Origin of the sequence: Dickeya zeae NCPPB 2538, from assembly GCF_000406165.1 — a bacterium.
Lineage (GTDB): Bacteria > Pseudomonadota > Gammaproteobacteria > Enterobacterales > Enterobacteriaceae > Dickeya > Dickeya zeae.
The window spans coordinates 1,947,732-1,965,252 of sequence record NZ_CM001977.1 but is presented as its reverse complement, the minus strand read 5'-3'; the positions used below and the strand labels follow the sequence as shown (position 1 = coordinate 1,965,252).

Genomic DNA, 17,521 nt, shown 5'->3' with positions numbered 1-17,521 from the left:
CGACATAAGTGTCACCGGCTGGGATTATCCGTAGTATTACATGTGTCAGAGTAACGACGTATTGCGGTTTGCCCCAGGGCTCGTCATCACACGCCGTTTAACGTCGGCGTCGGGCCTTGTGGCAACAGTTGCTCTACCGCCCGCTGCCAGCTCAGGGTCATGACACCCTGCGCGGTAATCAGCTTCAGGGTATCCTGCGTCAGTGCCTCATCGTTGCTGAGTTTCCAGCCCAGATGGCTGTGTTTGGTCAGCCAGGCGGACACGTCGGCCTGACGGTCGGGGTGGCAATACAGTGTGCCGCTACCTTCCCCACCTTGGGTGCGCAATAACTGGCGCAACAGCGCCGGGTAACGCTCAGCGTCAGGGACGGTGTTGAGGATCTGATGCATCGCATCGCTCAGCAATTGGTTGCACTGTGATACCAACCAGCTTTCCATCTGTTCACGCTCCTGTTGCCAGCCGCGTAATATCTCATCCGCCTGCTGCCAGAATTGCCGCTCGGCCTGAATGGTCGCCAACGCCACAGACTCATCCGCCTGCTGGCGGGCTTCATCCAGTAACACGTTAGCCTGCTGCCGTGCTTTTTCTATCACCGTCAACCCGTGCTGGTGCTGCTGCAATTGCCCAACCCGGATCACCTCTGCATCCTGCATATCGGTGCCTGCCACCAGTTTTAAACAGCGTCTGGTCAACATACTTCCCTCTCCCTGATAGTGATGAGACTCACGATTGATAACTTAACGCCAAATAGTTTATTTAGTAAACTATTTTAGAATGAAACTACCCAGCCACTGATGCCTGCGTTGTCACGACGTTCCAGATAATCGCGTCACACAGACTGGCGATGCGGCTGGCAGGTAAGTCTTTAGACAGCGGCTCTTGCGTGCGTTCACCCCAGTCACGTGGGTACAGCAGTTGTAAACGACTCCAGCAGGGTGCAAGAAAGCGGTGGCGTAATATCACCAATGCATCCTGTTCCCGGCGTTGCGAAAACGTCAGCGACGGTGGCAACCACAAACCGGGGCGCAGTGCCTTCGCCAGTCGTCGACACCAGATGGCCAGTGCATCCGGTAATTCACCTGGCGTTTCACGGCAGACTGCGGCTATCAGCACCAGAACCTGATGACGCACCATCACCTCCAGTTGCCCCAGTTGCAGCAACGCGTTTTGCGGCTCAGGGGGATAGGCTTCCTCCAGACCAAGACGTTGACGGATGGCGGTATGGTGCACCGATGCCAGCGCTATATCGCTCTCGTCAAAGCATGATGCATCGAACCAGCTTGGGTCCGCCTGTTGCAGGCAGCCATAACACCACCACTGGTTCCAGCGCAGGACGTCGTTATCATCGGGCATGCTGTTCATGCTCCGCCCTCACGTCCGGTTGCACCTGTTGTCTGTTGGCTATCCGTTGTGACCACCAGGGCTTACCAAAACGCCAACCCAATACGCCCGTCAGCGCTAACGCCAGTAAACCGGCCAGCCACTGTAATTGCGTCATGGTCTGCGGCATCAGTTGAAACGGCCCCAGTGATACGGTTGGAATGTGATCTTTGTACGGCTCCGCTGGCACAAACACGATAGCCAGGTCTTTTTCACTCTTACCGGCCAACCCCGGAATACTGCTGGCTACCATACGGCGAATACGCGGCTCAATGCCGTCCGGCTCCAGCTCTGGCCGGTATTTGATGAACACAGCGGCGGACGCCGGTTGAATGGGTTCCCCCGGAGCAATACGCTCAGGCAGCACAACATGAACCCGCGCCACCAGCACACCGTCAATTTGCGTGAGTGTGGATTCCACTTCCTGAGACAAGGCATAAATGTAACGAGCACGTTCTTCCAGCGGTGTGGAAATCACGCCGGTCTTCTGAAAGACCTGGCCCAGATTAGTGCGAGCCTGACGGGGTAGTCCGGCGGCATTGAGAATGTTGACGGATCGCTCCATGTCCTTGACATCAATAAGAATACTGACACCCGCTTTATCCATGCGCTTTTCCGCCCCGATGTGATAGCCCCCTAACGCGGCAATCACTTCATTGGCATCGCTTTCAGAAAGACCGCGATGGAGCTCCACGCGATCGCCGCAACCAGCAATCAGCATCGCCAGTAGCAGGGTCAGGAATCGGTGCAGAACGGATTGACTCATCATGGTGCCATTGATTATGGGTTGATCATGCCTGGGTTAATCATGACGAGGCGGGCCATGGATTCACTCAGGGTTATTCGCGGTTATTGCAGGTTGGTCAGTTTTTCCAGACTCTGAACGCTTTTCGCCACCACCTTGGCGTTAAGCAGACTTTCCAGATAAAACGACGACAATGTTCGGGTCGCATCCATCACATCTTTCGGGTTATTACCGGTGATGCTTTTACCAACCTGACGCTCAGCTTTTTGCAGCAGGTTTTCCAACTTGTCGGATTTCTCTGCCATCGCCCCGAGCCAGGCCTTGTTGTCGGCGGTCGGTGTTGCCGGGGCGGCGGGCTCGATCGCAGAGCTAAACCAGTTCACATCCGCTTGCGCAGGGAGATCCAGACTGCGCGGCGCATTGCTATTCGCAATACCATTGGCAACGCCCTGAGGCGCATTGACGCGGGTCACTTTCATCATGAGTCCGTTCCTCGTTTGATGACTGTTTTTTGGTGAATGCTTTTTTGGTGGCCGTTTATACCCTAAATAATTCGAGTTGCGGGACAACACGCTCGCGTGTTGAACAACGCCACGCGTTGGCCCTTTAGGGCAAGGCTCATTAGAGCCTTGTAACGCGGCAAGTGAGTGAATCCCGATGAGCTTACTCAGGTAAGTGATTCGGGTGAATGAACGCAGCCAACACACCTGCAACTTGAAGTATGACGGGTATAGTGACAAAAAACCGGGGGAACGCTCCCCCCGGTAGTCGACTACCCACACAACATCAGAACTGAATTGCTTTGGCCGCTTTCTGCCCGGAGTTCATGGCTTTGGTGGCAGAGTCCATCTGCATATCGGTGATGGACGAAATAGCGTTGGTTTTCATGGTCTGCGCCTGGGCGGCAGAGGTCATTAATGTCGTCTGAGCAGCGGTAGCGTCCAGCATTTTCATACTGGTCATGGCAGCAGCGTTAGACAATCCCATCATGATAGATATCTCCAGTTAACAATTGATTGATAAAGTAAATTTCGCCAGTGAACCGGCGACAGACACAGTCATCGTGTTCATAAGTTAAGTAGGAGAACCTAAGGGGGAGTTCCGCAAGAGATTCACTTTTTTTCCCCTGGTGGTGATAACAGGATCCGACCTGATCAATAACCACTTACGCGGCTATCGGCGCTGCGGTTCGTGCTACAGTCCGCGCACGGCAACATTCAGCAATTTGATACGGTGATAGAGCGTGCGCTTGGGGATACCCAGTTCATTGACGACGTTATCGATACAGTGATCGTTACGCTGCAACGCCTCCTGAATCAGGAAACGCTCAATGCGGCGTAATCGCACCTTCAGTGATGTCAACGGCGCGTCACTCCCCGCCTTCTCAGCATTCGCGGCGACCGGCACCGGTGAGAGCCCCAGCACCCAGCGTTCCGCGGCAGCTTTCAATTCACGGATGTTGCCGGGCCAGTCATGCATCAACAGTTGTTCCTGCATCATGGCTGACACACCGGGTACCGGCCGTTTCAGCCGCGCGGCGGCGTCGCGCAAAAAACGATGAAACAGCGGCAGGATAATCTCTGTACGCGAACGTAACGTCGGCAACTGAATTTTTACCGTATCCAGCCGGAAGTAAAGGTCACGGCGAAAGCGCCCTTTTTCCACCAGCTTGTGCAACGGCGTTTGGGTGGCGACAATCACCCGCATGTTCACCGGTTTGAACTGGGTGCTGCCCAACCGCTCGATACCGCGACTTTCCAGTACCCGCAGCATTTTCGCCTGTAGCGTTAGCGGCATACTGTCGATTTCATCCAGAAACAGGATGCCTTTATCTGCGGTTTCCAGATATCCGGCGCGAGAACGGCTGGCACCGGTATACGCGCCGGATACCACGCCAAACAATTCACTTTCCGCCAGTGTTTCCGGCACGGCGGCGCAATTCACCGCCACCAGCGGGCCGGAGCAACCGGAAAGCTGATGAATACGGCGCGCCAGCGTATCTTTGCCGGTGCCAGTCTCTCCTTCCAGTACGATATCAACATGGAGAGGGGCAATAGTGTGGATGAGTGAAGAGAGTGGACCGTGTATATCTTCCAGAGGGGGGGTTAACAAAGACTCATGGGAGACACAATGACGTGACTGCTCGAATACATTGCTATTCCTTATCGTCATGACTACTCCTGTATTATTCCTGTATTCCGTTATCGCGCTGTCAGGCCTATCCCTGTCAGGCCGTTACGTGGGTAACGACATCCTGCTTATCTGACGACCATCTCGTTATCTTGACGATTTGCTAACGATTAACAGCGATAAATCTGACCGACTTAACAGATTATTGATGGTACGCGCACACATTACCGTCAGCGGCAAAACAAACCATCAGCCAACCGCTGAAGTTAAGGTAGGGATTTCTGCGCGCGAAGTAGGAAAAGTCTTACCCCGGAAACGAGTGTAATCAGAGTGTTACGGAAATTGCAGGCAGGAATGCCCCCTCTGCCATCGCAACTTTTCGTCGCGACAAACACGGGGGCTATACGGTAGCTTACCGTCAGACGATTAAACGCTGGCTCAATGCGTATTTCACAATATCCGCATTGGTAGTGAACTGCATCTTCTCCATTAATCGTGATTTATGGGTGCTGACGGTTTTATTGCTGATGGCCAGCATATCGGCAATCGCATTCACCCCCAACCCTTGCGCCAGCATGACCATGATCTGATGCTCGCGCGTGGTCAACAGGTCATGGCGCCCATCGCCTTGAGCCTGACAATCTGCAAACACAATTTGCTCGGCGATGCTGTGGTCAATATAGCGCGCGCCCTGTGCAACCCGGCGAATCGCCGACAGCAACGCCTCCGGATCTTTATCTTTCGTGATATAGCCAAGCGCCCCGCTTTTTAGCACCCGCCGGGCAATTTGCGGTTCGCTGTACATGCTCAATACCAGAATCGGCAGACGCGGATACTGCGCTACAATGCGAATAATCAGCTCTTCGCCACAAATCCCTGGCATGCACATATCCAGCAGCAGCAAATCAACCTGACATTCCCGCAGTTGCGAGAGCACCTGTGAGCCAGTTCCCGCCTCTGCCACCACTTCCAGACTCTCGTCTAATGCAAAGATCTGCTTTAACCCTTCGCGCATAATCACATGATCGTCGGCGATCATCAGTTTTATCAGTCTATCCATTCGCGTTTTCGTCCCCTTTAGAGAAATCTGTGTTACGCGGTATCCTGCGGAAACGTCAATCGAACCAGCGTACCGACTCCCGGCTGGCTGTTTATCGTCACTTCACCTCCCAGCATCCGGCCACGTTCTTTCATACTCATCAGGCCGAAGGCATTAGGTTTACAGGTTTGAGCGTCAAATCCTTTACCGTTGTCGCGCACGCTTAACACAATCATGCCGTCACGATTTTCCAGTGAAATCACCACCTGTGTCGCTTGTGCGTGCCGTGCAATATTAGTGAGCGACTCCTGTACCACCCGAAATGCCGCGGTCGCATACTCATCATTGAGCAGCACTTCCGGCTCTGGAGCATGCAACAAACAAGGGCAGCGATACTGACGAATAAAATCATCACGCAGCCACTCCAGTGCCGGTGTTAACCCCATGTCCAGCACGTTGGGCCGTAACCGGGTGGCGACATGCCGCACTACCTGGATGGTCTTATCAGACAATGCCATTAAATTCTGTAATTGTGTCAGCATATGCGGATTATCGCGGGCAAACTGCATACGCATCAGCGACAGGCTCATGCGCATGGAGGTCAGGTGTTGACCCAGTTCATCATGAATTTCTCTGGCGATGTGCTTACGCTCCTCTTCACGGGAAATCTCCCTCTGGCGCGCCAGCAACCGTAATTGCATGTGAGAGTTTTCGAGCTTTTTTTCGGCGTAGCGTATGGCGGTGATATCGCGCCCGACCGTCAGAATCGAAGTCAGCCGACCGTTCTGGTCAAACTCCGGTACACAACGAATGTGGTGGATAACCCGATGGCGCGTCGTCGTTACTCCCATGTCCTCTTCCAGTTCGCCCTCAACGCTGCTTTGTGTATCTACCACCTGTTTCACCAGTTGCAAAATCCGCTGTGCACAGCGGGCATTCGGCAGTAAATCCGTCATCCTGCGTCCACGTAACTGCTCGGCGGTAAAACGCAAATGGGCCAGCGTAGCCGGGTTGGCGTACTGGCAGTTAAGCTCTGGATCAAAGCGCGTAATCAGATCCGGTGAATTCTCGACCAGCGCCTGGAATTCCTGTTCCCGGGCATAGGCCAGTTGCTCGTTCTGTTTACGCTCACGAATATCCCTGACTACACACATACTGTACTGTCGTCCTTTATGGAGAAAATGATTCACGCTGACTTCTACCGGCAAGATCATCCCCGAGCGGGTTTTGTGCTGAGTTTCAAACGTCAGCCCACGCTTCCAGCAGCGCGGATCGCGCCAGTGGCGATTCGCCTCTTCTTTTTTCCAGCTCAGATCGATGTTGTGTATCTGCATGCGACGAAAATCGTGGCTACTGTAGCCCAGCATGCGACAGGCCTCGTCATTGACGTAACAAAACCGCTCCCTATCGTTGACGATATAAATGGCATCCTTGATACGGCTAAAGGCAAAATCCACCAGTTCCAGCGGCGGTACATCGTCCGGCTGCTGGGGTTGCCGGAAAGTCGGGGTATATAACATTGCCATCTCCTTGCTAGCGCTAAGCCTGCCAACGCGTGCTTACAGGCGTCGGCAGCGAAAGGAAAGCCGCAGGCACCACCTTCAGGTGAGAAGACCTGCGACCCTGTTAGGCGGCACCATCACACTACGTGGCGGCGACAGCCTGATGCTGACTGACAGGTTCCTTCATCTCCCGATTCCAGGGAGATGCCCTCCTGAGCATGGCAATATAAGTCATCCCCTGCGCGGGTGTACCACGCAGGGGCTGGGCTTATGCATCAACGGCCTGGCGCAGATATCCTCTGGCGCGGGAAAGACGCGAACGAACAGTACCAATGGGAATGTTGAGCTGAGTGGCAATATCCTGATAGCTGATATCGGCATCCAACAGCATCACTAACATCTTGCGTGTGTCCTCCGGCAAGTGCGCACTGGCGGCCAGAGCCCGGTCCAACGCGTGATCACACTCGGTAATCCGGCTGGGATCGATATCCGTTGACATCACCTCCACGGCCTCCAGTACCTCGTCGCTGATATCGACGGTGCGATAACGCGCCTGCTTGAAGTGATTACGCACCAGATTCAAAGCAATGCCGAAAACCCAGGTCTCCGGACGTGAAGCACCGGCGAATTTCTCACGGTTTTTCAACACTTCCAGATAGGTCATCTGTTGTAAATCTTCCACATCCTCACGGTTCGATACACGCTTACGAATGAAGTTTTGCAGTCGCTTGCCATGCAGGCGGAAAACCTGCTCCCAGTCCACGGTATTGGCAGGGGTATGAACCTGACACACATCCAATTGTTTCAGTGCAGTAGTTTCCATTTCATTTACTCTCCATCGTTGTGCCCTCATTGGCGCATCCGGGAGAGCAAGGCGCGTGCCAGCCCATGAAAACCACTTAACCAACTGTTATATAATAATTTATTTTTTCTCTGCGTGACGTTTTACGCCAGTTATTGCCCATGAAATTCGGTCCGAATTGCAAGCTCTTGCAGAACAAATCAATCAAATAATTTCAAATATAAATAATAACTAATTGTTACTTTTCGTTGTTGACTTGCATCATTTAACGGGAACCCAGCATCAGGTCCAGCCACATAACAGCACACCGCTAACGCTGAGGCCGCTTCAGGCAGGACAGGACCATGATTTCACTCAACAACGTTTCTTCTGTGCTCACGACCAGCAGCACATCCATCAACGACAACGACATCGATGACCAGGAGCCGGTCGGCTCACCGGCCAAAGCCAGCGAAGCCCGCCCGTCGCACGACAAAGCGCTGAACGATGCAATGGAAGAAGTGACAGCCAGCTTTGGCGAGCAGGTTGAACGCAAAAGTAAGGCGCTTAGCCGTCGGCAAATCAGCCAGCCGCAAAGCCGCATGCTGGCCAATATCGAACGTATCGAAAAACTGACGGAACTGTTTCAGTTACTGGAAAACCCGAAACACCCGACGCTTGACCAGCAAATTCGTCAGATGCAGGTGCTGTTGGGCCAGTCATCGCCGCCATCGGTCGATGCTATTCTGCACGCGGCAGGCGGTGATGCGGCACGCAGCGATATCGTGCTGCGCCATGTGTTAAGTCAGGCACAACAGCAGCAGGACGCTGCGCTCACACAGGCAGCCAGCCAGAGCCTGACGCAGTTGCAACAAGAGAAAGGGCCGGAAGTGCGGGCCGGTCTGAATACCGCCGCCGCTATCTCCCTGTTCAGTACCGATCCAAACCAGAAGCAAGCGCTGCGTGAGCTTTACTACCAGCGCATTGTCCACCAACAGTCTCCCGCCGCCCTGTTGGATGCTCTGCTGGAACGTTTTGACGCTCAGCATTTCGCGGCCGGATTACGCACCCTCCAGCGCGCGCTGGCGGCGGATATCGCCTCGCTGGCGCCATCCATCTCAAAAACGGTGCTAAGCCGGATGCTCAGCAACCTGAACGACTCACGCCAACTCAGCCATACGCTGTCGGCCAGTCAGTCACTGCTGGCCAGGCTGGCGTCGCGGATGCCGGAATGCACACTGGGCGCGGTAGACCTGACGCGGCGGTTGATTGGCCTGAGCGCCAACGGGGCGTATGCCCGCGATCTGCACAATCTGGGCCGTGAAGTCGCCGGGCAGGACATGCAACGCCAGTTACTGTTTTTCAACGGGTTACTGCCGCTGGTTAATGACCTGCCGCACCCGCTGTGGCGCGATGCCAAAAACCGGCTCACCGCCCTGCAACTGATTCGTGGTCTGATTGGCGATATCGCCCAGTACGAAAAACAACAGCAGAACGACCGAACCCAGGCTAAGGGGTAACCGATGGCTGTGTTGATCGTATGGCTTAACCGTTTTGCCATGAGCGCGATGCAGCGCTCCGAGGTAGTGGGTGCTGTGATCGTCATGGCAATAGTGTTCATGATGATCATCCCGCTGCCGACCGATCTTATCGACGTGCTGATTGCGCTCAACATCTGTATTTCATCACTGCTGATTGTGCTGGCGATGTACCTGCCCAAACCGTTGGCGTTTTCCACCTTCCCGGCGGTACTGCTGCTGACCACCATGTTTCGGCTGGCGCTGTCTATCTCCACCACCCGGCAGATCCTGCTGCAACAGGATGCCGGTCACGTGGTGGAGGCTTTCGGCAACTTTGTGGTTGGCGGCAACCTGGCGGTCGGTCTGGTGATCTTCCTGATCCTGACGGTGGTGAACTTTCTGGTCATTACCAAAGGGTCGGAGCGGGTGGCGGAAGTCGCCGCGCGTTTTACGCTGGATGCCATGCCCGGTAAACAAATGTCCATCGACAGTGACCTGCGTGCCGGGCTGATTGATTCCCAACAGGCTCGTCAGCGCCGGGAAAACCTCGCCAAAGAGAGCCAACTGTTCGGCGCGATGGACGGCGCGATGAAGTTTGTGAAAGGGGATGCCATCGCCAGTCTGGTGATCGTGTTTATTAACATGATTGGTGGCTTCGCCATCGGCGTACTGCAAAACGGCATGGCCGCCGGTGACGCCATGCATATCTACTCGGTGTTGACCATCGGCGACGGGTTGATTGCCCAGATCCCGGCGTTGCTGATTTCCCTGACCGCCGGGATGATCATCACCCGTGTGTCAGCCGACGGCCAGCAAACGGACAACAATATTGGCCGGGAAATTGCCGAACAGCTAACCAGCCAACCCAAAGCCTGGATTATCTCCTCAGTCGGCATGCTGGGTTTCGCTCTGCTGCCGGGGATGCCAACACTGGTTTTTCTGATGATCAGTCTGGTTTCGCTCACCAGCGGGTTATTCCAGCTCTGGCGTGCCAAGCAAAACGGCCTGCAGGATGCGTTACTGGCAAACAACAGCCTGCCTGCCGACCAGAACGGGTATCAGGACCTGCGGCGTTTCAACCCCACCCGTGCCTACCTGTTGCAGTTTCACACGGTATGGCAAAGCGCCGCGGCGACGGCCGTTCTGGTGCAAAACATCCGACGCCTGCGCAACCAGCTGGTGTACCACTTTGGTTTTACCTTGCCCTCGTTTGATATCGAATTTACCCCTGCCATACCGGAAGATGAGTTCCGCTTCTGTGTCTATGAAATTCCGCAGTTGCGGGCCAGCTTCGGCGTGCCGTTGCTGGCCGTTTCACGCGAACAGCTGCCGCAAGACGCACCGGACGACGGCATGATACCTGGCCTTGCTGCCCGCGATGAACAGCACCTGCTGTGGATGACACCAGAACACCCGATGCTGCAACAGCCGCAACTGTGTCCCTGGAGCGCGGAAACGCTGATCCTGATGCGTATGGAGAATGCGATGCATCGCAGCGGCGCACAGTTTATCGGGCTACAGGAAACCAAATCGATCCTCGCCTGGCTGGAGAGCGAACAACCGGAACTGGCGCAGGAGCTGCAACGCATCATGCCGCTATCGCGTTTTGCCAGTGTGCTGCAACGGCTGGCGTCAGAACGGGTGCCACTGCGCTCAGTGCGGCCGATTGCCGAAGCGCTGATCGATATCGGCCAGCATGAGCGCGACATCAACGCCCTGACCGACTATGTGCGTCTGGAACTGAAAGCTCAGATTTGCCATCAGTACAGTCAGGACGACAGCCTTACCGTTTGGCTGCTGACACCAGAAACCGAAGAGCTGCTGCGTGATGCGTTGCGCCAGACGCAAAACGACACCTTCTTTGCTCTCAACCAGGAATACGCCGCCACCCTGCTCGGCCAGTTGCGACGTGCATTCCCACCGATGCTGCCGCCATCAACGCTGATCCTGGTCGCGCAGGACCTGCGCAGTCCACTGCGCATTCTGTTACAGGACGAGTTTCATCACGTCCCCGTGCTGTCATTCACCGAACTGGAATCGCACCTGTCCATTAACGTCGCCGGTCGTATCGACCTGCTGGACAGAACTGACCCTTTTAACGCATAGGAAACGCAATATGTTTGAACTACGAGTTCTGACCGGATTGCACCGTGGGGCCGCGCTGCCGCTGAGCGGAACCTCATGGCGTATAGGCTCGGCCGATGAAGCCGACATGGTGCTCTACGATCCCGGTATCCGCGAGCAGCACTGCCTGCTGGAAGCCTCATCCGACGGCTGGCAGGTCTGCGTACTGGATGGCCCAGTCAGCAATAGCGAAGGCCACAACGTGGAACAGTCGCTGATACTGCCGCCCGGCACGCCGTTCGCCGTCGGGGCTATCTGGCTATGCGTGGTCAGCGCCGACACCCCGTGGCAGGACGACACCTCAGCCACACCGTCACAAGACGCATCGCGCCACGACCGTGCTGACATCGACGCTGACATGCCTGCGGTGGATACCGACATCGTCGTGAATACACACCAGCCTTCTCTGCCGGAAGCAGCCACCGCATGCCGGGAAAAACGCCGTCTGCCGCTGTGGGCGAAATTCAGTTACCTGCTACTGGGCGTATTACTGTTTATGATCGTCGGCAGTTGGATGCTACAGGAAACGGCTGCGATGCCGCCTGCGCCATCACCGCAGGATAACCGTTTGCCCGTCGGCACGCTGCCACAGTTAAACAGTACGCTGCAAACCATGCTCACCGACCGCGAACTGGAACGACTGGTCACCCTCAGTCAGGACAACAGCCGCATCGTGCTGAGCGGGGCGCTCCTACCCGCGCAACACACCCGGTTGGCACGAATGCTGGCGCAATTCCACCAACGCTACGTCACCGCCTTACAGATTGAAAACCGCACGACGGAGAAAACCGACGGGCTACCGTTCCAGATTGTGCAAGTCACCAGTGGTCCGAAAGCCAACATCGTCACCGCCGATGGTCGACGCCTGTTCGTCGGCGACGAGGTGGATAACCTGCGGCTGGTCAGCATCAACGACAGCCAGATCGAATTTCGCGGCAAGCAGCAGATCAAGGTGAACTGGTAATGACGACGCAGGACACCATCGATAGCCGTTACCCCGCGCTCACCCACTGGCTGCAACAGCAGCAACGCCAGCTGGCGGCCTATTCGCCGGTGACGCGGCAGGGGCAAATCATCGGCATCAGCGGCATTTTGCTGGAATCCAGCCTGCCTAACGCCCGCATCGGTGATCTGTGCCTGATCGAACGTCACGACCACTCGCAGGTGCTGGCGGAAATTGTCGGCTTCAGCCCGAAAAATACCTTTCTGTCGGCACTGGGGGCGCTGGACGGTATCGCTCAGGGCGCTGTCGTCACACCGTTGTACCAGCCGCATTGCGTACAGGTTTCCGAAGCCTTGTTGGGCAGCGTGCTCGACGGCTTCGGCAGGCCGCTGGAACACGGCAGCCACAGCGCATTCGTAGAGCCTGGCTCGCTTAGCGAAAGCCCGCCGATACCGGTGATCGGCGATGCCCCACCGCCGACCGAACGCCCACGTATTGCCTCGCCACTCCCGACCGGCCTGCGCGCCATCGACGCTCTGCTGACTATCGGCTGCGGCCAACGTGTGGGGATATTCGCCGGAGCAGGCTGCGGCAAAACCACCTTGCTGGCAGAGCTGGCGCGTAATACGCCCTGTGACGCCATCGTATTCGGTTTAATCGGCGAGCGTGGCCGCGAACTGCGCGAGTTTCTCGACCATGAGCTGGATGCGCAGTTACGAAGTCGCACCGTGCTGGTCTGCTCTACCTCCGATCGCAGCAGCATGGAGCGCGCTCGCGCGGCGTTTACCGCGACCGCCATCGCCGAAGCCTTTCGTGCCGCAGGTAAACAGGTGCTGTTGATTATCGACTCGTTAACCCGTTTTGCCCGCGCCCAGCGTGAAATCGGCCTGGCGCTCGGCGAACCGCAGGGGCGCGGCGGGTTACCGCCTTCGGTCTATACCCTGCTGCCCCGGTTGGTCGAGCGTGCCGGGCAAACCCGTCAGGGGGCGATCACCGCGCTTTACTCGGTGCTGATCGAACAGGACTCCATGAACGACCCGGTCGCCGACGAAGTCCGTTCGCTGATTGATGGTCACATCGTGCTGTCGCGACGTCTGGCTGAACGCAACCACTACCCGGCTATCGACGTTCTGATGAGCCTGAGCCGCACCATGAGCAATGTCGTCGAACCGGAACATACCTGCAATGCCAACGCAGTACGTCGGTTGATGGCGGCGTACAAACAGGTAGAAATGCTGATTCGTCTCGGTGAATACCAGCCGGGGCACGATGCGCTCACCGACGCCGCCGTCAACGCCAACGACGACATCAACCGCTTTCTGCAACAGGCGATGCGTGAACCACAATCTTTTGACGACATCCAGAGGCAACTCGCCGGGGTGAGTCAGTATGCCGAGGTCTGACACCATGACATCCGTCAGCGTAATGGAAGAAGAACAGCCAGACAGCCGTGTGCAGGAGTTGCACGCGGTACTGACGCCGTTATTGCCGATCCGCCGCCAGCGCCTTAGCCGTGCCGAACGCCAGTTGCGTCAGGCCGAGTTAGCGCTCAGGCAAACCGAGGACGCGTTGCGCACCCAACAAGCACAACTGGCGCAGTTGCAGGCCGAATGGCAGCAACAGCGCGACACCTTTCTGCGCGACGCGCTGGGCAAAACCCAAACACTGGAAACCCTGAAAAACCAGCTGGAGCAGGAACAGCAACATATCCGCCAGATTCAGGCCCAGGTGCTGCTGTGTACCGACTGGCAGCAACAGTACCTGAACCAACAGCAACAGGTCGGGCAGGCCAGAGAAACCGCACGCCTGTGCCAGAAAGCCGTCGAGAAACTCGAATTTCTGTTAACCACCTATCAGGAGGCGATATGACCCCTTCCCGCGCTACTCCACCCGAGGTTTCGCCGTCTGGCCCACCACCGCTATCGCACCAGCCGCAACCGGATCTGCCCGGTTATGGCTACGGTGCTGACGATGATGCTTTTTGGGAACCGTTCGGCCGCCTGTCCGAACCTGACGACGCGCTGCCCGATATCCGTTGGCTGCCGTTTGGCCCATCGCTGGCGCTCTACCCAGCGCTTACGCCGACGTCCTTCCAGGATACCCCGGTGCAAACGATACCGGTCATGCCTACAGGCTGGTCAGCCTTGGAATCTTCGCTGGCCGACATGCCGTCGTTACACCGTGGCGAGCCGCTGTCGTTCAGCGTGCAGTTGCCACAACTGGGCAGCGTAGACGTTCGCATGGTAGCGCTCCCCGCTCACGGCTGGGATGTGTCGCTGCGGTTTGGCAAAACCACTTATGAACGGTTGAAAAACCAACGTGACGCGTGCCGCCGTTCGCTGGCAAGCACGTTACGCGCACCGGTACGCCTGCAATTCGACAGCCGGGAGGATGACGACCTATGACCCCACTGGCACAGACACTACGGCACATCAGTCAGGCGCAAGCGACGCTATCGCGCCAGTTGGCGAGCGCACAGCGCTTCGCCTTCACGCTGGAGGGACAACCGGGGGAATTGCGCATGCAGTTAGCGCACGACGCGCCCGTTGTCGGAGCGGAAAGCGGCTGGCGTTGCCACGACGGTACACTATGGCTGGACAATGCTGCCCCCTTGCTGTCGCTGCTCTCCGCCTGCCCGGCACTATTACCCGGCAAGCATGACAACAATGAAACCGTGACCCGTTACTGGACGCACTACAATCAGGCGCTCAGCCCGGCATTGCGCGAGCTGTTCGGTGAAATTCAGCCGCTGTTACCTGCACAACCTGATTCTGTAGCAGCATCAGATGACAATACGCCTTCAGGTGATAACACATCAGCCGAATTAACATTGTGGCTGGAGGTGATACGGGGTGATTTTCGTATTCGCAGTCGGTTACGAACGTCATTCCATACGGTGCAGCGATGGCAGAGTCGGCCGGGGTGGCACGCACCACGCTCGGTTTTGCCCAATCACCTGGCGATACGCCTGCCATTAATACTGGCCGACGTGACGTTGTCACAAGAACAGTTGGCGAGTCTGGAACCGGGTGACGTGATCTGTCCACATAGACAGTACTTCTCACCGCAAGGCGACGGCAGCATTACGCTGGCCGACCGGCGGTTAGCCGGGCAACTCAGGATGGAGGCACTCGCCCCTTACTGGTTTGCCGTGACAGAACTGGAGGACTGCCCCGTGACCACATTTCCTGGCGACACAACGCGCTTTGGTGACCCGACACCGTTTGACGACACCGCTGCTTACGGCAATACCACGTCTTACGGCAATACCCTGCCGAATAACAGCAATGTGCAGGAAACATCACCCTGTGCAGAAAGTACGTTGCCCTCTGGCGAACCGCTGTCAGGTTATCCACTGCCTCCGCTCGCGCTGGCACTGACGGTACGCTGCGGCTACCTGACACTGACACTACAGGATTTGCAGCAACTCGCTCCCGGTACCGTGTTAACCCTGCAACAGGCCACGCCCGGCGAAGCCACGCTGTATCACGGCGAACAACCACTGGCGCAGGGAGAACTGGTCAATGTAGACGGTCGACTTGGGTTACAAATCACCCGTGGACCGATTGCTGGCCGGGAGCTCGCCACGGAGTCATTGCGATGACCTCGGGCAATTTCGACCCGGTGATGTTTGCCCTGTTTCTGGGGTCGCTGTCACTGATTCCGCTGATGATGATCGTCTGCACCTGTTTTCTGAAAATATCGATGGTACTGATGCTCACCCGCAACGCCATCGGGGTACAGCAAGTGCCACCCAACATGGCGTTATACGGTGTGGCGCTCGCCGCCACGCTGTTCGTGATGGCACCGGTATTCAGCGACATCAAACAGCGGTTTCAGGACGCACCGGTGGATTTCAGTAACCTCGACGCGCTGGAAAGCAGCGTGACCCGCGGCATCGAACCGTTACAGAGATTCATGTCGCGCAACACTGACCCGGATATTCTCACCCATCTGCATGAAAACAGCCTGCGCATGTGGCCAGCGGCGATGTCGGAGAAAATAACCACCCAGAGCATCCTGTTAATCCTACCCGCTTACGTGCTCTCAGAGCTACAAGCCGGGTTTAAAATCGGTTTTCTGATTTATATCCCGTTCATCGTTATCGACCTGATTGTCTCTAATGTCCTGCTGGCGCTGGGGATGCAGATGGTAGCGCCGACCACCCTTTCGCTCCCGCTCAAGCTATTGCTGTTCGTGCTGGTTAACGGCTGGACGCGTCTGCTGGACGGCCTGTTCTACAGTTACCTGTGAGGTCATCATGGAAACGCTCACGCTGTTCCGACAGGCGATGGTGTTGGTGGTGATGCTGTCTGCACCGCCGTTGTTGGTCGCGGTGGTGGTCGGTGTACTGATTTCACTGCTACAGGCGGTGATGCAGTTGCAGGACCAAACGTTGCCTTTTGCCGTCAAACTGGTGGCGGTAGGGTTGGTGTTGGCCATGACCGGCCGCTGGATAGGCGTTGAGTTAATCCAACTGGCGGTCATGGCTTTTAATATGATCGAACAAGTCCGGGCATGAGGTGACGATGCTCTCTCTTGCCACCCTCCAGTCTATTTACGATTTTATTTACGCGCTAACGCTCGGCGTAGCCCGGTTGTATCCATGCCTGTTTCTGGTACCACTGTTCTCTTTCAGCATTATCAAAGGCATGCTGCGCAACGCGGTGGCGCTTGCCATCGCGCTAGTCCCGGCCGGTGCTATCCAGCAACACATGTTAACCACCACAATAACCTGGCCCATGTTACCCGCGCTGTTGCTCAAAGAGCTGGTCATTGGATTGCTGCTGGGGGTGGTGCTGGCCATGCCGTTCTGGCTGTTTGAATCTGTGGGCGCGTTGTTCGATAACCAGCGTGGCGCGCTGACCGGCGGCCAGCTCAACCCGGCGCTGGGTAGCGATGCCACCCCGATTGGCCACATGATGAAAGAGCTGTTTACCCTGCTGCTGATCATCACCATCGGGTTTTCCGGCTTCACGCAATTACTGTGGGACAGTTACCGGCTATGGCCCGCATTGGATTTTCTGCCGCCGTTATCGGAGCTGGGTTTTCACACCTATCTCGGTCTGCTCAACGACACCTTCCAACACATGATCGTGTATGCCGGTCCGTTGGTGGCGTTGTTACTGTTGCTGGAATTCAGCATCGCCATTCTCAGTCTTTACAGTCCGCAATTGCAGGTCTACGTGCTGTCCGCCCCGGCCAAGTGCCTGGCCGGGATCGCGTTTTTCGTGCTCTACATGCCGGTGTTGCAGTTTCTCGGTGAAGGCCGACTCAAGGCGCTGGCCGACCTGAAACACCTGTTTCCGCTGTTCTTTCAGGCATCGTCCTGAGCGCTGAATACGACAATTAACCAC

At 56.4% G+C, this 17,521-nt stretch carries 19 protein-coding genes; 10 read left to right on the top strand and 9 right to left on the bottom strand.

What is annotated here, in order from left to right:
* Positions 1 to 86: 86 nt before the first annotated feature.
* From sctL to DZE2538_RS08540, 9 genes are all read right to left on the bottom strand, one after another.
* Positions 87 to 695 (bottom strand): type III secretion system stator protein SctL, encoded by a 609-nt coding sequence (gene sctL, locus DZE2538_RS08580; protein WP_038916107.1) that lies wholly within the window; start codon positions 693 to 695, stop codon positions 87 to 89.
* An 85-nt stretch (positions 696 to 780) separates the two neighbouring features.
* The gene (locus tag DZE2538_RS08575; RefSeq protein ID WP_236617009.1) at positions 781 to 1,362 is read right to left on the bottom strand and encodes a serine kinase; all 582 of its coding nucleotides are present in this window, start codon (positions 1,360 to 1,362) and stop codon (positions 781 to 783) included.
* Positions 1,343 to 2,146: a type III secretion system inner membrane ring lipoprotein SctJ gene (sctJ, locus tag DZE2538_RS08570; RefSeq protein WP_038916104.1), complete on the bottom strand. Its 804-nt coding sequence runs from the start codon at positions 2,144 to 2,146 to the stop codon at positions 1,343 to 1,345. Before sctJ ends, DZE2538_RS08575 begins: the two co-directional genes overlap by 20 nt.
* Before the next feature lie 83 nt (positions 2,147 to 2,229).
* Complete coding sequence (locus tag DZE2538_RS08565) at positions 2,230 to 2,607, bottom strand: EscI/YscI/HrpB family type III secretion system inner rod protein (RefSeq protein ID WP_080639004.1); 378 nt, start codon at positions 2,605 to 2,607, stop codon at positions 2,230 to 2,232.
* 304 nt (positions 2,608 to 2,911) lie between these two features.
* Entirely contained in the window at positions 2,912 to 3,115 is a 204-nt protein-coding gene (locus tag DZE2538_RS08560; RefSeq protein ID WP_019845523.1) for a type III secretion system major pilin HrpA, read from the bottom strand.
* A 204-nt stretch (positions 3,116 to 3,319) separates the two neighbouring features.
* Positions 3,320 to 4,297, bottom strand: a complete 978-nt coding sequence (locus tag DZE2538_RS08555; RefSeq protein WP_038916103.1) for a sigma 54-interacting transcriptional regulator — start codon at positions 4,295 to 4,297, stop codon at positions 3,320 to 3,322.
* Between the two features lie 376 nt (positions 4,298 to 4,673).
* Entirely contained in the window at positions 4,674 to 5,315 is a 642-nt protein-coding gene (locus tag DZE2538_RS08550; RefSeq protein WP_012884573.1) for a response regulator, read from the bottom strand.
* Between the two features lie 32 nt (positions 5,316 to 5,347).
* Positions 5,348 to 6,814, bottom strand: a complete 1,467-nt coding sequence (locus DZE2538_RS08545; protein WP_038916102.1) for a PAS domain-containing sensor histidine kinase — start codon at positions 6,812 to 6,814, stop codon at positions 5,348 to 5,350.
* A gap of 250 nt (positions 6,815 to 7,064) precedes the next feature.
* Positions 7,065 to 7,619: an RNA polymerase sigma factor gene (locus DZE2538_RS08540; RefSeq protein WP_019845520.1), complete on the bottom strand. Its 555-nt coding sequence runs from the start codon at positions 7,617 to 7,619 to the stop codon at positions 7,065 to 7,067.
* A 323-nt stretch (positions 7,620 to 7,942) separates the two neighbouring features.
* On the opposite strand from DZE2538_RS08540, the gene sctW reads away from it, so the two are divergent.
* Genes sctW through sctT form a run of 10 tightly spaced genes read left to right on the top strand, consistent with a single transcriptional unit; the run spans position 7,943 to position 17,497 of the window.
* Positions 7,943 to 9,097 carry a type III secretion system gatekeeper subunit SctW gene (gene sctW, locus DZE2538_RS08535; RefSeq protein WP_038916101.1) on the top strand — a complete coding sequence of 385 codons (1,155 nt, stop codon included), beginning with the start codon at positions 7,943 to 7,945 and terminating at the stop codon, positions 9,095 to 9,097.
* A 3-nt stretch (positions 9,098 to 9,100) separates the two neighbouring features.
* Positions 9,101 to 11,203, top strand: a complete 2,103-nt coding sequence (gene sctV / locus DZE2538_RS08530) for a type III secretion system export apparatus subunit SctV (protein ID WP_038916100.1) — start codon at positions 9,101 to 9,103, stop codon at positions 11,201 to 11,203.
* Between the two features lie 10 nt (positions 11,204 to 11,213).
* Positions 11,214 to 12,185: a type III secretion system inner membrane ring subunit SctD gene (gene sctD / locus DZE2538_RS08525; protein ID WP_038916099.1), complete on the top strand. Its 972-nt coding sequence runs from the start codon at positions 11,214 to 11,216 to the stop codon at positions 12,183 to 12,185.
* Positions 12,185 to 13,567, top strand: a complete 1,383-nt coding sequence (gene sctN, locus DZE2538_RS08520) for a type III secretion system ATPase SctN (RefSeq protein ID WP_038916098.1) — start codon at positions 12,185 to 12,187, stop codon at positions 13,565 to 13,567. The genes sctD and sctN overlap by 1 nt, the downstream gene beginning before the upstream one ends.
* Complete coding sequence (locus DZE2538_RS08515) at positions 13,554 to 14,033, top strand: hypothetical protein (protein WP_023639552.1); 480 nt, start codon at positions 13,554 to 13,556, stop codon at positions 14,031 to 14,033. The genes sctN and DZE2538_RS08515 overlap by 14 nt, the downstream gene beginning before the upstream one ends.
* Positions 14,030 to 14,569, top strand: coding sequence for a type III secretion system HrpP C-terminal domain-containing protein (locus tag DZE2538_RS08510; protein WP_038916097.1), 540 nt, complete (start codon positions 14,030 to 14,032; stop codon positions 14,567 to 14,569). The genes DZE2538_RS08515 and DZE2538_RS08510 overlap by 4 nt, the downstream gene beginning before the upstream one ends.
* Positions 14,566 to 15,768, top strand: a complete 1,203-nt coding sequence (gene sctQ / locus DZE2538_RS08505) for a type III secretion system cytoplasmic ring protein SctQ (protein ID WP_038916096.1) — start codon at positions 14,566 to 14,568, stop codon at positions 15,766 to 15,768. Before DZE2538_RS08510 ends, sctQ begins: the two co-directional genes overlap by 4 nt.
* The gene (gene sctR, locus DZE2538_RS08500; protein ID WP_038916095.1) at positions 15,765 to 16,418 is read left to right on the top strand and encodes a type III secretion system export apparatus subunit SctR; all 654 of its coding nucleotides are present in this window, start codon (positions 15,765 to 15,767) and stop codon (positions 16,416 to 16,418) included. The genes sctQ and sctR overlap by 4 nt, the downstream gene beginning before the upstream one ends.
* Positions 16,419 to 16,425: 7 nt before the next feature.
* Complete coding sequence (gene sctS / locus DZE2538_RS08495; protein WP_012884562.1) at positions 16,426 to 16,686, top strand: type III secretion system export apparatus subunit SctS; 261 nt, start codon at positions 16,426 to 16,428, stop codon at positions 16,684 to 16,686.
* 7 nt (positions 16,687 to 16,693) lie between these two features.
* Positions 16,694 to 17,497: a type III secretion system export apparatus subunit SctT gene (gene sctT, locus DZE2538_RS08490; protein ID WP_038916094.1), complete on the top strand. Its 804-nt coding sequence runs from the start codon at positions 16,694 to 16,696 to the stop codon at positions 17,495 to 17,497.
* Positions 17,498 to 17,521 lie beyond the last annotated feature (24 nt).

What these genes read in the sequence shown, in the direction of transcription:
- sctL (WP_038916107.1), bottom strand. Translation starts at nt 695, where the DNA reads ATGTTGACCAGACGCTGTTTAAAACTGGTGGCAGGCACCGATATGCAG.
- DZE2538_RS08575 (WP_236617009.1), bottom strand. Translation starts at nt 1,362, where the DNA reads ATGAACAGCATGCCCGATGATAACGACGTCCTGCGCTGGAACCAGTGG.
- sctJ (WP_038916104.1), bottom strand. Translation starts at nt 2,146, where the DNA reads ATGAGTCAATCCGTTCTGCACCGATTCCTGACCCTGCTACTGGCGATG.
- DZE2538_RS08565 (WP_080639004.1), bottom strand. Translation starts at nt 2,607, where the DNA reads ATGATGAAAGTGACCCGCGTCAATGCGCCTCAGGGCGTTGCCAATGGT.
- DZE2538_RS08560 (WP_019845523.1), bottom strand. Translation starts at nt 3,115, where the DNA reads ATGATGGGATTGTCTAACGCTGCTGCCATGACCAGTATGAAAATGCTG.
- DZE2538_RS08555 (WP_038916103.1), bottom strand. Translation starts at nt 4,297, where the DNA reads ATGACGATAAGGAATAGCAATGTATTCGAGCAGTCACGTCATTGTGTC.
- DZE2538_RS08550 (WP_012884573.1), bottom strand. Translation starts at nt 5,315, where the DNA reads ATGGATAGACTGATAAAACTGATGATCGCCGACGATCATGTGATTATG.
- DZE2538_RS08545 (WP_038916102.1), bottom strand. Translation starts at nt 6,814, where the DNA reads ATGTTATATACCCCGACTTTCCGGCAACCCCAGCAGCCGGACGATGTA.
- DZE2538_RS08540 (WP_019845520.1), bottom strand. Translation starts at nt 7,619, where the DNA reads ATGGAAACTACTGCACTGAAACAATTGGATGTGTGTCAGGTTCATACC.
- sctW (WP_038916101.1), top strand. Translation starts at nt 7,943, where the DNA reads ATGATTTCACTCAACAACGTTTCTTCTGTGCTCACGACCAGCAGCACA.
- sctV (WP_038916100.1), top strand. Translation starts at nt 9,101, where the DNA reads ATGGCTGTGTTGATCGTATGGCTTAACCGTTTTGCCATGAGCGCGATG.
- sctD (WP_038916099.1), top strand. Translation starts at nt 11,214, where the DNA reads ATGTTTGAACTACGAGTTCTGACCGGATTGCACCGTGGGGCCGCGCTG.
- sctN (WP_038916098.1), top strand. Translation starts at nt 12,185, where the DNA reads ATGACGACGCAGGACACCATCGATAGCCGTTACCCCGCGCTCACCCAC.
- DZE2538_RS08515 (WP_023639552.1), top strand. Translation starts at nt 13,554, where the DNA reads ATGCCGAGGTCTGACACCATGACATCCGTCAGCGTAATGGAAGAAGAA.
- DZE2538_RS08510 (WP_038916097.1), top strand. Translation starts at nt 14,030, where the DNA reads ATGACCCCTTCCCGCGCTACTCCACCCGAGGTTTCGCCGTCTGGCCCA.
- sctQ (WP_038916096.1), top strand. Translation starts at nt 14,566, where the DNA reads ATGACCCCACTGGCACAGACACTACGGCACATCAGTCAGGCGCAAGCG.
- sctR (WP_038916095.1), top strand. Translation starts at nt 15,765, where the DNA reads ATGACCTCGGGCAATTTCGACCCGGTGATGTTTGCCCTGTTTCTGGGG.
- sctS (WP_012884562.1), top strand. Translation starts at nt 16,426, where the DNA reads ATGGAAACGCTCACGCTGTTCCGACAGGCGATGGTGTTGGTGGTGATG.
- sctT (WP_038916094.1), top strand. Translation starts at nt 16,694, where the DNA reads ATGCTCTCTCTTGCCACCCTCCAGTCTATTTACGATTTTATTTACGCG.